At 46.4% G+C, this 15,492-nt stretch carries 10 protein-coding genes; 2 read left to right on the top strand and 8 right to left on the bottom strand.

Translation table 11 applies throughout. From position 1 onward, the window contains the following. Positions 1-218: 218 nt before the first annotated feature. The 8 genes from MH215_RS12475 to MH215_RS12510 form a co-directional block, all read right to left on the bottom strand. Positions 219-2,270 (bottom strand): IucA/IucC family protein, encoded by a 2,052-nt coding sequence (locus tag MH215_RS12475; protein WP_239290559.1) that lies wholly within the window; start codon positions 2,268-2,270, stop codon positions 219-221. After that, positions 2,230-3,477, bottom strand: coding sequence for a type III PLP-dependent enzyme (locus MH215_RS12480; RefSeq protein WP_239290560.1), 1,248 nt, complete (start codon positions 3,475-3,477; stop codon positions 2,230-2,232). Before MH215_RS12480 ends, MH215_RS12475 begins: the two co-directional genes overlap by 41 nt. Next, the gene (locus tag MH215_RS12485) at positions 3,474-4,250 is read right to left on the bottom strand and encodes an HpcH/HpaI aldolase family protein (protein ID WP_239290562.1); all 777 of its coding nucleotides are present in this window, start codon (positions 4,248-4,250) and stop codon (positions 3,474-3,476) included. Before MH215_RS12485 ends, MH215_RS12480 begins: the two co-directional genes overlap by 4 nt. Continuing rightward, the gene (locus MH215_RS12490) at positions 4,247-6,175 is read right to left on the bottom strand and encodes an IucA/IucC family protein (protein WP_239290564.1); all 1,929 of its coding nucleotides are present in this window, start codon (positions 6,173-6,175) and stop codon (positions 4,247-4,249) included. Before MH215_RS12490 ends, MH215_RS12485 begins: the two co-directional genes overlap by 4 nt. Next, the gene (locus tag MH215_RS12495) at positions 6,176-7,879 is read right to left on the bottom strand and encodes an IucA/IucC family protein (RefSeq protein WP_239290831.1); all 1,704 of its coding nucleotides are present in this window, start codon (positions 7,877-7,879) and stop codon (positions 6,176-6,178) included. After that, a complete protein-coding gene (locus tag MH215_RS12500; protein WP_239290566.1) occupies positions 7,857-9,287 on the bottom strand; it encodes an MFS transporter in 1,431 nt (476 codons plus the stop codon). The genes MH215_RS12495 and MH215_RS12500 overlap by 23 nt, the downstream gene beginning before the upstream one ends. Next, a complete protein-coding gene (locus MH215_RS12505; protein WP_239290568.1) occupies positions 9,284-10,639 on the bottom strand; it encodes a diaminobutyrate--2-oxoglutarate transaminase in 1,356 nt (451 codons plus the stop codon). The genes MH215_RS12500 and MH215_RS12505 overlap by 4 nt, the downstream gene beginning before the upstream one ends. Positions 10,640-10,882: 243 nt before the next feature. After that, positions 10,883-11,941, bottom strand: a complete 1,059-nt coding sequence (locus MH215_RS12510) for an ATP-grasp domain-containing protein (RefSeq protein WP_239290570.1) — start codon at positions 11,939-11,941, stop codon at positions 10,883-10,885. Between the two features lie 848 nt (positions 11,942-12,789). On the opposite strand from MH215_RS12510, the gene MH215_RS12515 reads away from it, so the two are divergent. Beyond that, positions 12,790-13,368: a hypothetical protein gene (locus MH215_RS12515; protein ID WP_239290571.1), complete on the top strand. Its 579-nt coding sequence runs from the start codon at positions 12,790-12,792 to the stop codon at positions 13,366-13,368. 203 nt (positions 13,369-13,571) lie between these two features. Then, on the top strand, positions 13,572-15,341 hold the full coding sequence (locus MH215_RS12520) for a glycoside hydrolase family 13 protein (RefSeq protein ID WP_239290572.1): 1,770 nt from the start codon (positions 13,572-13,574) through the stop codon (positions 15,339-15,341). The last annotated feature ends 151 nt before the right edge of the window (positions 15,342-15,492 follow it).

Here is a 15,492-nt window from a genome sequence, read left to right on the forward strand (position 1 = left end):
CATCCTGTCTCAATATGATTGCGTTTACATAATAAGAATGAAGCTACATCGATAACCTTTTCGATCATCGTTACATAAACCCTTCTACTCTACCCGATTATACCATCTGATCCATCTAGTGACTGCACAGGATTGAATATAAAACCAACAATTTATACAACACCTGCATCACAAAAAAAGGCAACCTGGCATAGCCAGATCACCCCAATCCTCTTATTTCATCCAATGTAAAAAGGATTATGCCCCGCGCCTTTGCCCGATGGCATTGCCCCAGGCACCCCATCCGCTTCTAACAGCGGACGGACAATTAACTTCGCGGGCCATTCCTGCCTTTGAAAGATGAGGCGGAATAGCTCGGCCCGGTCAGCCTCCGGAAGCTGCACACGGTGCAACGCTTCCTTCCACATCTGCTCCGTAATGTCCCATAACTTCGCTTCAGGCAGATCATAGACTGCAACGAATGCCTCAATAATGGCAGCCAAATTAACCTGTGTGCCTAGAGATTGCACATAGAATATAAGCTTCTCAATCGTCTCGTTATACAGACTATTAGAGTATCCCGGTCTAATCCAATACGCCGGATCAGCGATGCCATGTTTGTCCAAGTAAGGCTGATGCAATCGCACAGAATCGTGGTCGCGGAATAACAATCCCTTCACCTGCTGATTACGAAATACCACACAGCAGTTCTGTCCATGGATTTCAGGAACAACCCCTACCTTGAAAAGCCGCATGACCACATCATAAAATAATCCCGCCAGTTTGGTATAAAATGCGACCACATCTTCCTTTGATAATTCCTCATCTAACAGCTCGGACAGCAGATGTCGACCATCCAATTCCACCCCAAGGGCAGCCATCGGAATGATTTTTACCCCTTCCTCCAGAAGCTCTGGCGGATAGATCCGTATCTGAGCCGCAAGATGGCGAGGATGATCATCAAATAACCCCATGTCATCAGGCATGTAGCCCCACCAATTCTGTTCTTGGCATAAGAACACTTTTCCAGTAAGAGAATCATCACAAGCAATTGCCTGCCGTAGCATCCGTTCTCCAGCTAAACCATTCAACAGCTTAACGACCGGGAGATAACGTGCTGCCCCAAGAGACAATACGCTGACAGGAAGCTTCAACATATAAGTTGATGAAGTTACGGAAGACATCGAACGAAGGGAGGATGTCGCCTGAACCTGACCAGCCTCTATATCAAGCACGATGATTGTACGATTCTCTATTTCCGCTACATAACGTGGGAGAATGATATTCTGCAATTGCCAAGGATGAACCGGCATGGGCATATATGTCTTCAGATCAATTCCATTACGCTGGAATGCGTCCTCCACCATCTTTCGTTGGGGCTCATCCAATATATCAAGTGTTGATAATCCCTTGTTATCTTCACATCCTTGTTGCACGACATCCTTACGCACTGCAACCCAGCGCAGAGGTATCTTCTCTCCGAATTCTGCTGCATAACGACGCACATCCTTTTCCGTGAAACCAATCTTTGCTTTGGATGTTGGATGGAAAGGTCGATCCCGTAACGCGGCAATTCGTTCTCCTTTAATGAACCACTCGTAGGCATTGGATGGCTTCACGTTATGCAGCTGATCCACTTGTTCTAGTCCCAAGGCCAACTGCTCGGCCGCCGTCTCGATGCTATCCACAAATTCAGCTACGCCCGGATGAGCATAAGCTTCGTCCGAAAGTGCGAGTCGCAGTACAGTATGTCCAACGGCTACCGGTGTAGAGAGCATGATCCAATCACCTTCAGTATTTTGAGTATATATCGGGGAGCCCTGTACCCACTGTTTGCCCTGCCTAATACTGGACTGAACCATGAACACGATTCCTTCCAGATGAACTAGAAACTTAGGAGCTTGACGAGCCTCTTTGCTTCTAGCATCCTCCCATAGTAATCCAGCATGAGATGACCTATTTCCCTCTTCCCCAAGTGACTTTTCATCGCTAAAAGCCCGTTGCTCATCCAACTTCCAGTGTCCTTCCAATGCCCCTTCTTCTGCAAACGTACGCTTGTTTCCTATTGCGTGTTCTTGTCTGCCCACCATTTGATCCTTCTGCCAACCTGCCCGCTGCCCGTACTGATACGGTTCCATCATTCGGCGGATTTTCTCTGGAGCAGCAGATAATTCAATCAAGGTATTACCGGGAATGGGTAGTAGCCCCTCTGCTAGAAATGCATTAATCAGATCCTCCATGATCTGGTGCTCAGCGGCTTGCAGACTGGAAAGCTTCATCACTGTTGACATGGTCGTTTCCCTCCGTCAAATAATGGAATGCCGGGTGCGGATGCCCCAGAAAGTCATGGTGAGAGATCGTCCAGCAATATGCTCCAGATTTCTCAAAAACAACGATATCCCCGACGCGGAGCAGCTCAACCTCTGCACTCGAATGCATCCGGTCTTTCGGTGTGCACAGCTCGCCTACAATATGCACTTTGCTATGCCTCACTTCAGGTCTTGCGTATGAATGCGTCCAGCGTTCTGTAGCCATAACGTGAAAAGGGTGATTATGTCCCCATGAGGCAGGTAGCCGATTATGGTGTGTTCCCCCTCTGATCACGGCAAACTGTTCGCCATGGGAATCTTTGATGTCCGTAACCTCTGTTGCATAATAACCATGATCTGCGACGAGAATCCGTCCTGGTTCGAAGTATAGCTGGACACCATCAAGTCGTTTCCTTGCCTCGCTCTGTTTCAGTAGAAAAGTGAATAACGGCCAGTCAAACCCCGGGCTGCCGTCATACGTCACGCCGAATCCACCGCCTGCGTTAAGGATCTCAACCTGTATATCGTAAGCTTCTTGCCATGCCTTAACTTTGTTTAAATACAGATCAATCATCTCAGCATGCAATCGCGCATCGGTATTGTTGGATAACGAATGAAAGTGAAACCCACGCAGGTGTACGGCTCCTGTACCTTCATCACGTATGATCTGTATCGCTTGCTCAACCCACTCCTCATCTAATCCAAATGGGCTTGGCCCACCGCCCATCACAATCTTAGTTCGTGGCAGTGTGCTGCTTCTCAGATTAATTCGCAGCAGAATACTGGCGACCTGCTTTTTTCGCTTCGCGATAGCAATCAGTCTTCGCAGCTCTAGCAAACTTTCCACATGCAACAAGGTGACCTGATGTTCCAGCGCTTGTTCTAACTCAGCTTCTTTTTTGCCTGGTCCGCCAAAGAGAATAGGAACCTGGGCACTAATACGCCTTACCTTGAGCAGTTCGCCAATCGACGCAACTTCAAATCCTTTAACCCATGGCAGAAGCGCTTCAATGATTCGTGGATCAGGATTCGCTTTGATCGCGTAGAACAAAGAGGTATGTTGTGGCATGTGCTGTAACATCTGGCGTACCTGTTCTTGGATTCCCGCGAGGTCGTAGAGATACGCGCATACAGGCTCGTCAGTGCTTTCTTGTAACTGACGGATCACAGTTTCTACTTTGGATATCATATCTGGCCACCTACACTCCCATAGTCATTCCGTTTCCGCACATATGCACGAAAAGCTGTATTCCGGTCATCCCCTAATACAAAAATATGTACCCCTCGCTCTGTCCACAGTGTCATATCCTTGATACCTCTCGTCACGGTTGCATACGGGACATTGTACTGCTGCGCTTGATCATGTAAGGTCGTCAGTGCAGAACGAACATCTGCATGATCTGTCTGCCAAGGTACACCAAGAGATTGTGATAGATCTGCAGCTCCCTCCAACACAAAACTGACCTGTGGATGGGACAAAATGTTATCGCTCTGCTGGATGCCCTGCACACTCTCAATCATAGGAATCACCATGATCTGCTCATTTGCCTGTCCAATGTACTCAGTAAGTGGATATTTACCGAACACACCAGCACGTCCACTATTCAGACTGCGCATTCCCAGTGGATGATAGTAGGTGTGACGAACTGCTTCTTCCACTTGTTCTCGTCCTTCCACGTGAGGGATCACAATGCCTTGTGCCCCGCAGTCCAGCACTTTCAAAATCTCTGCCCGCTCCACCTTCGAGATGCGTACGAGCGGTGTCATGCCACATAGATCAGCAGCCCGAATCATCTCTTCCAACGATTCCATATTCGTCGTTGCATGCTCCAGATCAATGATGACAAAATCATATTCCGCATGTCCGATCATCTCAATGATTACCGGATGTGGAATCGATACAAACAAGCCGAATACAGGTCGCCCTCGCGATATTTTTTCCTTCAGCGTATTAATTCTCATGCCAATGTATCCTTCGCCCGTTTCAACGGATTGCTGACTTTGCGGAAATACAGTTCCCCATCACCGTAGAGACGTCGCTTTGTCATCTCTTCAATTAACGCATCCTCGCCAAACAGATCAAACCACGCAAAGCGTTCGCTATATTCCGGATGCTGTTGGTGATAATCCACAATGACACCTGCACTCAGTTGCCAGAAAGCTTCCTCAGACAATCCGAAGGGCTCCAGCGCCAGAGCAATATCGGTCATACAGATGAAGAAAAATGCATCATAGGTATAGTCTCGAACCTCGGATACATCCTCGGCATAGATAAAGGAATACCGATTGAACTTACGGTGAGTCTCCGGTACAGGATGCAGCTCTGGTGCACGCTCTGGGTGGAGCAATTTATCTGGTACATAACGAACCCCATCATGCAGATCCTTGACGATCATTCGTTTCGGTAGGTCATTCTCCAGCACCAAAATAATATTCTGGGCATGTGACTCCAGTGCAATGCCATGGGCGTATAACAAATGAATGATCGGCAGTGTGATCGTGCGAACAAGCGCTTCACTCCACTTCACAATACCGTGACGTTCGATTGCAGCCTGAATAAAAGGTACACCGTTTGGTTGCACCAGCATTAATGCATTTAGTGGCCAAGCTGTCTCGCCCTCATGCAGATGGGTGGTTACGTTCTCTCGCCAGATTGCACCGAATGTTCCGTACGCACGGCGATATTGGATGACAGATAGTTGCTCATATCTGAAGGACAATCCCATGATCTCTTTCAGTATGGCAAACTGCTCCTGCTGCAACAGCTCATCCTCCTGAATAAGTTGTTCCAACCAATCGCTGATCAGCGGTGCATTCTGGGTGGTATGCTGAGCCAAAATACGTGTACTCGATGTATTCGTAATACTAAGTGCTAGTTTGATATATGGAGCACTAGAATTAACCCGATTGGAGAGCGAACGGATCGACTGCTGGGCACGATATGAAGAAGAAGATGCCCCCAGGAAAATGATATCCTTCTCCAATAATTGAACAGCAAATACCGACTGCAATTGGTGCTCCCATTGCCAAGGATGAACTGGGATGAACACATAAGGGTTACCATGAGCGTCAATGTGAGCCACGCCTTCTCCATCACTGCTACTGCTACTGCTATTATCACTGTCGCCACTATTACTATTGATATTGCTACTAATGCTGGTATTGTCAACGATACCACCCTCAGCAACATTCACATCGCCAAGCTTTAGAACAGATTCTCCCTGCAAAACACGGTTGAACCGACGTACATCCGCCTCCATCAAATGTTGTCCCACAAGATCATCTGATCTACAACCTTTGGAGAGAGCCGTCTGTACCAACGTCTGCTTCACCGCAAGCCAATAGAGCGGCACATCCATGTTGAATTCGGGGCCATAGGCCAGGTTGTCTTTTAGCGTAAATCCTAACCTCGACTTATAGCTCGGATGATAGAGATGACCGTCCGTCATATGACTTTCGAGTGCATCATAATGATGATCCACGATCGGAATCGACTCTGCCAATACAGCTCGGCACTGACTATCCTTCGCCAGTGTCTCCAGCAACTCCTGAATGAAGGAATCGACATGAGCTCCTGTAAGTTTGTTCAATATCATTTCTTCCAGAAATCGATTCAGATCAGTCATAGGCACGCCTTCTTTTTGGATCGACCCTTTAACTATCTTCACTCTACCAAACGAGTACTTCTGCTGTGCTTTACAGGTATATTGAACAGGCTGACCTTGCCCATCGATTCCGGTAGTTCCCCACTCGCTGCCTTGCTTCTTACAATCAATAATGTCCTCGAACCATAAAGCCTCCAGTGCCTGACGCATAATGCGTTCCTGCACATCCTTGTGTACTTCCGTTTTGTCCTTGATTTCATTCTCGACTTGAACGGCTCCCACTTACTTCACTCCTATTCGGTTCATTACATTCTGAACGGCCACATAATCCGGTGTTTGACTGATTCCTCGAAGACAGCTCACCAGGTTCTGCTTTGCCATAAATGCATCTGCCTTGAGCAAATGCTGAACATAGGCATTCCCTGTCCGCTTTAATTCTTCTTCAAGCACTTCACGCACCATCTCCCAGAAATGCTCTTCCTGTACACTCACATCCCTAGCAAGTGCATGTATAAGTGAACCCAGATGATTGATCATAAAATAATAAGATGTCCTTGCCCACGCCTTCTCCCGTGGATAAAATAACAGCTCAGAACGATCACGTTCAGCCGAATTCAGATGCTCAATATCCACACTTACCCCTTCCAGATCACGCACAATAAAGGCAACAGGCCAACCGTCCTTTAGGGTTACCAGCGTATTTTGTAAATGGGCTTCAAAATGAATGCCCCGCTCCCCACCTGCACGCACCAGTGGTAAGAGAGATAAACGTAAGTAATGGGATAACCACTGCTCCGCCTCGTTCCTTCCACCGCCAAGCATACGCATCAACCGCGATGGCATTCCTGGCAATGGTGCTTCTACTAGGCTGGATACAACGAATGTACTCGCTGGATCGAATTCAATCGGGCGATAAGCTACAGTAAACAAACTGGTCAACCCTTCGTCCTCGAAGTGACACGTCGTTACTCCCGTTTCATATGCAATGTGCGTGTTCTTGTCCTTCTGGAAACAATCATGTTGTACCAAGTAACGTGAGGCATCCAGCGTTCTACGCATCTGCTCTGCACTGTTCGTACGAATCATGTTGGTTATCTGCATATTTAGCGACAGCTTGATATTACAGTTCATATCAGGCACATATACGGTGCGCACCGAGGAAGTTGGATAGGCGAGTGAACCAAAGCTGCCAAGCAGCACGATTTTTCGTTCTCGGATGTAAGATTGCACTTCGGCAATACCCAAGATGTGCTTATATTGCCAAGGGTGTACGGGCAGTACGCCATAGATCTCAGATGAATTCTCCACAACTTGTGCCAACTGTTGTTGAACACTGTCAGGCCAATCGATCTGACCCTGGCCCCTCACCCACTCTTCTTGAAACACATCCTTCCTCACGGCAATGTAACAAAGTGGGAAGGCATTACGTAGCTCCGGGCTATACCTAAGCACATCCTGTTCAGTGAACCCACGTGAATTTTTGGGAAACGGGTGGAACGGATGTCCATACAATAGAGATTGTTCCGATGTACAGTAATCATGCATTTTGAAGGCGGCAGCCTTCTCAATGAACAGCGTCAAATTCGCGAGGCTATTGTCTACTTTTTCGGCAAAATCACGAATGAGCTCGTCCTGAACCCCTTCTCCCTCTTCTCGTTTCTGTCCATGCAAAATTACTCCATCACTTCCCTCTGCGGAAAGCTCTCGGATAATCCAGTGAACCAAATCCTGCACATACACCATCTGCCCACTGAGATTTTGTATGGTATCGTACTCATGCTCACCTATGGCGGAGTAATACGATAAACGTCCAGTAACGATGACATCACTCTCCAGAAACGACACTCGGAACGTCTTGGTCATCGCAATGATCTGTATATCATCTTGCTTCTTGTATGCAAGCTCACGAATGTACGTGTTGAGAAGCAGCTTGCACGAGTGCATATTCGCCTGCTGCTTCGCCTCAGACTGGAGCTTGTTTTCCATCTTGAACAATGAGGCCAACCTTCTTTCGTGTTATAAGTAAAACTAGGGGCAGTGTCAGCAGGATCGCGCCTCCAAGCACGATACATATTTCTCGTAATGCACCCCACTTTGCCATCTCTACCGATGCCCCTGTCTGAGCAAGCCATTGCCATCGCATATCGTAGAACAACGTGAGTCCCATGATTGCAAACGATGAAGCTAAACGTTCAATCGTCGTCGACAATGCCGATCCCTCATGCATATCTTCTTCTGATAACGCCTGTAATCCTAGAGCCGAGATGCTCATACCTGACAGTCCAACTCCAATTCCTCTGCAGGCCATAAGCATGACCAGAATAATTAGCGAGATATTCAGCGGCAGGAAGGCAAACGATACAATCGAGAACGCCACAAGGGCGGTGCCCCATGCGATAAATTGCAACGATCGACCACGATCCATCAGACTGCCGCCAATCCACATGAACAGACTTGTGCAGATCGATAGCGGAATGAACATCGCACCGGATAAAGCCGGTGACATGTGAAAGACATCTTGGAATAGCAGTGGTAAAGTAAATATCACCCCAAACATCACGCAATCCTGAATGGTGGAGATGAGTACAGTTAATGGAAACACTTTATTCCGACGTAATAGCTGATAGCGAATTAACGGTTCCTTCCGTCGATTCTCCGTTTGAATAAAACGGATGAGCAGTGCAATTCCTACTGCCATGAGGCTCCAAGGTACTCCGCTACCCACAATAGGACTAGCATATAGTTGAAGTCCCAGACTAAGAGCGCCTATCCCTCCGATCAACAAGATGATGCTGGATAGATGCCACCGCTTGCGGCGGGCTGGCAAGTACACCTGAATGTATAAGCCACATAAGACCAGGGAGAATACGGCAAAGGGAACGTTCAACCAGAATAGATATTCCAGTTTTCCATACTCAATGATGAATCCACCTAAGGTCGGTCCAGCCGTCGGAGCAAGCATTAGGAGCATTCCCCACGCTCCTGTGATCCTGCCTCGCACCTCGGTGCCGTAATAGTCAAACAACAAAACAAGGGATAACGGAATCATCAGACCTGCTGCTACGCCATGCACGAATCGTACGATCAACAACACCTCAAAATAGGCATGGAACAGTGCACCAATGATGGAGAATATGCCATATAAACATATGCCTAACATATAGGTCTGTTTTCTGCCCAAACGATCCACGATCAGAGAGGCCATCGGCATCGTCAGCGTCATTGCAAGCATGTACAATACAATGATCCATCCCCCTGCTGTCGTCGAAATATCATAGTGTTGGACAAAGTAGGGTAACAGCAGATTAAATGCACTATTCGTCAGCACCAGAGCAAAGGCTCCCGTAAGAATAGCCCACAGAACGGCATGACCCTTGAGTAGCGATAACTTCATGCTGTAGCTGTCGTTAAAGCAATAGCTGCTTGCACGGATTTCTCAAAAATCCCCAGTACTGCTGCCGTCTCCTGCTCTGTAATATTGAGTGGTGACAGGAACCGGATCACAGCCGAATGACGACCACCGACTTCCACGATTAAGCCATTGTTGAAGCATTCATGCTGGATGGACGCAGCTAACGCTCCATTCTGTAGATAATGTCCTAAGCGATCCTTCGAGCCAGCAGGATCAACGATCTCTACCCCAATCATCAGTCCTCTGCCCCGAACATCTCCAACCTCTGCATACTGTCCTTTCAATTGCTCCAATCGATGCATGAACTGTTCGCTTCGCAATTGCACGTTCTGAAGAATGTTCTGCTCTTGCATGTGGCGAAGGGTAGCAAGCCCTGCGGCCATCCCTAGCTGGTTACCTCGGAATGTTCCCGTATGCGCGCCGGGTTGCCATTGATCCAGTTCTTCTTTATAGATCACAACAGCCATAGGTAAGCTACCACCTACTGCTTTGGAGCAGATGATCACATCGGGCACAATCCCTGCATGTTCAAATGAAAACATCCGCCCCGTGCGGCCAATGCCTGTCTGAACCTCATCAATAATCAATGGAATGCCCCGCTCAGACGTAATACGGCGTAATTGCCGCAGCCATTCGAGATCCGCAGGAATTACTCCGCCTTCCCCCTGCACAGTTTCCAGAATAATTCCACACGGCAGCGGAATACCGCTCTCGCAATCATCCAGCAGATTCTCAATGTATTGTGCGCTAAGCTTAGCGGTCATGCCTTCTCCCATCCCAAAGGGGCAGCGATACTCATAGGGAAACGGCAGGAAATGCACATCAGGTAAAAGGCTCTGCAGATGTTGCTTTTTGCTTAGATTGCCACTCATCGCCATAGTCGCCTGAGTTGAACCATGGTAGCTTCCCTGGAAGGCAAGGATCGACTTGCCACCTGTCGCATTTTTGACTAGTTTAATTGCCGCTTCTACCGCATCAGCTCCAGTTGGCCCACAGAACTGAATTTTGGCCGTATCCTTTAATTCATTCGGAAGAATAGAGAGTAATTCTTGCATAAATGCAAGCTTCAATGGTGTTGCTAAATCCAAGGTATGTAACGGAATCTGTTGATCAAGCACACCACGAATCGCATCCGTAACGGTCTCATGGTTATGTCCTAAAGCAAGCGTTCCTGCTCCTGCAAGACAATCGTAGTAGTTGCGACCTTCAGTATCTGTAATCGTAATCCCTTTAGCCTTACTGATCACAAGTGGAAAGTGTCTAGGGTACGAGCGCGCATTCGATTCCTTTTCATTTTGAAGCTTCAGATAGTCGGACTGCACTTCTACTGACATTGCATATTACGCTCCTTATGATCAATTTGAGATGAACTACAGTTCATGGAGACCTGCCACTTCAATGAAAATCCGTGTTCAAAAAGGGCGGTTTTCAGTACCAAGAAGATGGGATGAAGCTAGAAATGGAGTAAGGGAGCGTAGGCAAAACTACGTGAGCAACTACATTGTTTCCGAAGGAAACAAACTTCGTAAGCACCCCACTTATTTCGGCTGAATCCCATATTCGATGCTGAGATGCCTCTAGGCATCCCTCGTAATCAAAGGCGGTCTTTTTGAACAACCTTTAGAAGGTGTCAGGACTGGTTCATGCTGAACAAGATACTCTAAGTACATGCGCACAACATCACGTGTAGTGCCTCCATGAGGAAAAACGTGATGTGTCATATCTGGAAGTGCGTTCACCTCCAAAATGCCTCCGTTCTCTTTCGTAATCGGAACCCGAATATCGGAGCAGCGGATATCAATCCCGGCTACATCAATCTGTAGTGCGTTCGCAGCTCGGATCGCCATGAGAGCGTTAGCCTCATGCATATCTTCTGTACAATCCATATAGAACTCGCTGATGTTCCCAGCGGCTGAATTTTGTAGAAGGTAAAGCTCAATCTGTCTGCCTAAGGAAGGCACATCCATCAATGTAACTCCTTGTGCTCGCAAGGCTTGTTGCAGTTGTGCGGAGTCCTCTTCAAGCTCCGGGAATGCTTCATATTCTCCGATATGGGTCAATTGAAGTCTTTCCTGATTCAACCTTTGGATTAACTCCTTAATCGTTGAGATGCCGTTGCCTTCTACGAAGACAGGACGATATTTATTGACAGCGGCAATAGCACCATTAATGACTAGAACCCTATAATCTATCCCTCTCACAAAGCGCTGGAGCATAATGCTTACACTATGGGCTAACGCTCGATCGATCGCTGTCTCCATCTCCTGGACAGTTCGTACATCAAGCGTTACGCCAGCACTGCCACTTGCATCAAGAGGTTTGACGACAATCGACTGATTCGCTTCTAGAAAATGAACAGCCTCATCTCCCATTTCACTCAGGACAACAAAGGAAGGTACAGGCTTTCCCTGCTGCTCTAGTAGCATGTTACACACCTGCTTGTTCTTCGCCAGTAATCCGGCAATTAGCGGTAGATGATGAGACCTCGTCTTGTTGATGATGATCGTTCTATCCTGAGTCGAAAGCTTTAGAAAATCCTCACACCCTGCAAGGAGTGGCTTGCAGTCGATTCCCATTTCCAGGGCTTTACTTAGAATGAGTCGGTTTTGCAGATTATGAATCCCTTTCGGAAACACTGGAAATCCTCCCCGATCCAATGAAGACGCATTCTAGCCTCTGCTTCATCCGATTTTTAGTTGGTTTATTTTGATAATGATTATCAATATCACCTGAATCTATTTTATGGTAAATATAGTATTTATGTCAATTAGGAACTTTAAAGGAATTTTAAGTATATCTTGGGATAGTGCTTGACACGCAGAGGGGTACAGAGTCTGTATGGGATCGGCTTGGTGAGCAATGGCTAAGATGTGGGTGGGGATGTTGCTTTCTCTTATGTATGCGGTTTGGAACAGGATGGTGGGTATGTGATAGCGCCAATATGAAAAGGTATGAGTCTCAAATATACGGCTGCCCCTTCCAGGTAGGGCAATTTACCTTAAGCCTCAGCTGGTTGGTCAATGGCATTAAGCATGCATTTTATTGAAACTGAGCATCGTACCAAAGTTCACATCTATCCTCTAAATGATATTGAATCTCATTATCAATTGTATTGTAATTCAGTTGAGTACTATGTTCAAGCATTTATTTTGTAAAAATTCCCAAAAGATTGCGATTTAGTTTTGCCCTCTAATTTTACTTTTAATTCAATTCGCAATATACGAAGTCTAAGAGCAATGCCCTCTCGTTTTCACATATGAACATGCTAATACCTCTTTATACCTACTACTCAGACCCCCTACGAAACGTTGCATAGGTACTATTTCGTAATTATCGCTTAGAACGATTTTATGTAAATCTATTCCTGTAATTTACTGTCGTACTATGTTAGATTATCCATTGGAATAATATACATAAATTAGGGATTGTCTTAGAACTCCGTTAAGTGAGATTTAAAACATGCCCAAGATGGGGGTTATGAAACATGAAGAAATCTTGGATATTATCATTGATTATGAGTTTTGCTTTGCTTGGAGGCATATTCCTACCTGCTGGTTCTTATGCGGCTGCAGCTGAGGATACAACATCTACCTACTCAGAAGACAGTGAATATGGTTACGATACATCTCAAGACGAACCGTTACCGACGGACGAAGAGATTGATTTTCTGGACTACATTGATAAATTGACAGCAGCCGCAGTATATGAAGAAAAAGCGTTCAACGCTGTAAGTGGCGGTACCATCATCACTTCGGCTAATCGCAAATCTGTGTTTCTGAAATTGACCAATACCGCTATTCCTAACTACACCAAATATGTATCTAAGCTGAAACTAGTAAAACCACAAAATGCCGAATTACAAAAAATTCATGCCAAACTGATCAAAGGAAGCTACACACAGCTCGAAGCGTACCAATTGTTCAAGAAGTCGGTATCCAAAACTAAAGTGAATAGCACTTTGCTGAAACAAGGTAATGCTAAACTTGCTCAAGGTGCTAAACTGATCGAGCAATCCAATAATGAGCTAGTTAAATATGCAGCTAAACTTGGTTATGATCTGTAAACTGTAATGCTCATTATGGCGAGATCAAAAAAGTGAGATAAAAGTAAAAAAAAGTGTTTTCTTTTACGGATTTAGTTCGTATAATAACGCTATAATCAAAAGGCTATGCTGCCGAAAGGTACAACCTCGTGAACATTGGGGGTTGTGCCTTTTTTGCGTTTATAGCCGGGTTCTATAACTTTTATCCATAAGGAGTGACTTGAATGCTACTCGAAGCTATTTACCATCGTCCCAAATTAAATTGGTCGTACGCTTATGACCGCTCTACGATGCATCTTCGCCTGCGATCCAAGCGTGGAGATGTTGACGCCGCCTATGCCATCATTGGAGATAAGTATGCCTGGGATCGAACAATGGAAACTCGCCCTATGCATTTGTTCACCAGCGATGCCCTGTTCGATTACTGGGAGGTTGAAGTACAGCCACCGTATCGCCGGTTACGTTACGGTTTTCGATTAGAGAAGGATGATCAATGTGTGTGGATGACTGAACGCAGATTCGAGACAGCAATGCCGGAAAATTCACTGGAGTTTTTCGATTTTCCATTCATGAATCCGGCAGATATTTTCGAAGCTCCTGCTTGGGTAAAAGAAGCTGTCTTTTATCAAATATTCCCTGAACGTTATGCTAATGGCGATCCTTCCATCAGTCCGGCAAACGCAGAGCCTTGGGGCGGCGAGCCTACGCCCGTTAATTTCTTCGGAGGTGACTTGCAGGGCATTATCAACCACCTCGACCATCTGGTTAACCTGGGCATTAACGCGATCTATTTCTGTCCATTGTTCCAGGCAACGACGAACCATAAGTACAACACGGGCAACTATCTCAAGGTAGATCCTCATTTCGGCACGAATGAGAAACTGAAAGAGCTTGTGGATGCCTGTCATGAACGTGGGATACGAGTGATTCTAGATGCGGTATTTAACCACTCTGGCCGAGAGTTTTTCCCTTTTGCCGATATCCTTGAAAATGGTGCATTATCCCCCTATGCTGATTGGTTTCACGTTCGGGATTGGCCCGCACGGATCGAAGATGGCATACCGACGTATGATACCTTTGCCTTCGAACCCCTAATGCCTAAGTTAAATACAGAGCATCCTGAGGTGAAATCCTACCTGCTGGAAGTGGCACGTTACTGGGTTCAGGACATTGGCATAGATGGCTGGCGACTTGATGTCGCTAATGAGGTGGATCATCAATTTTGGCGTGAATTCCGACAAACCGTCAAAAGCATTAACCCCGATGCCTACCTATTGGGTGAAATCTGGCATGATTCCATCATGTGGCTTCAGGGTGACCAGTTTGATGCGGTGATGAACTACCCGTTTACTAACTCCGTGCTCGATTTTGCTGTACACGGTAAACTGGATGGCTTAGGATTTGCTGACGAGATCGGTAAGCTGCTCATCGCTTATCCTCAATCGGTTACTGAGGTTTCATTTAACCTGTTAGATAGCCATGATACGCCGCGACTTCTGACCGAATGTAAGGGGGATGTGCGTAAAATGAAGCTCGCCCTCCTCCTACTCTTCACCTATCCAGGCGTACCATGCATCTATTATGGAGATGAGGTTGGGCTCGAAGGTGGCTACGATCCTGGCTGCCGCAAATGCATGGAATGGGACGAGGACAAACAAAACAAGGATCTTCTCCATTTCTTCAAGACGATCATTCATTTGCGTAAGCAACACCCTGCACTTCGCAGCGCTAATCTCAACATGCTCCATGCCAGAGCTGATGATGCTTGCCTTGTTATCGAACGACATGATCCACACACAGGGGAATATTTTGTGCTCATACTCAACGCTGATGATCAATCCCGCTCGCTCGATCTCACGCTTTCTGTAGCGGGAACCTGGCATGATGTATTCAACAAAGATTCATTTCAAACGGATCAGAAGAATCAGTTACAGATTGAAGCATACGGATTCCGACTATTACAGTTGAAGAATAATATAACAATAGGTAACTAGAAAATAAATGCTTTTAAAATATATATTGACAACTAAACCAATATTTAATTATTATATCGTTGTGAAGATAACTCGAGGGCTATGCTTTTGAACCGATATGGTTCAGAACAACCCCGGTAACTCCAGCAGGAGATGCCGGGGTTGTTGGCAT

Origin of the sequence: Paenibacillus sp. ACRSA (assembly GCF_022346845.1) — a bacterium.
Lineage (GTDB): Bacteria > Bacillota > Bacilli > Paenibacillales > Paenibacillaceae > Paenibacillus.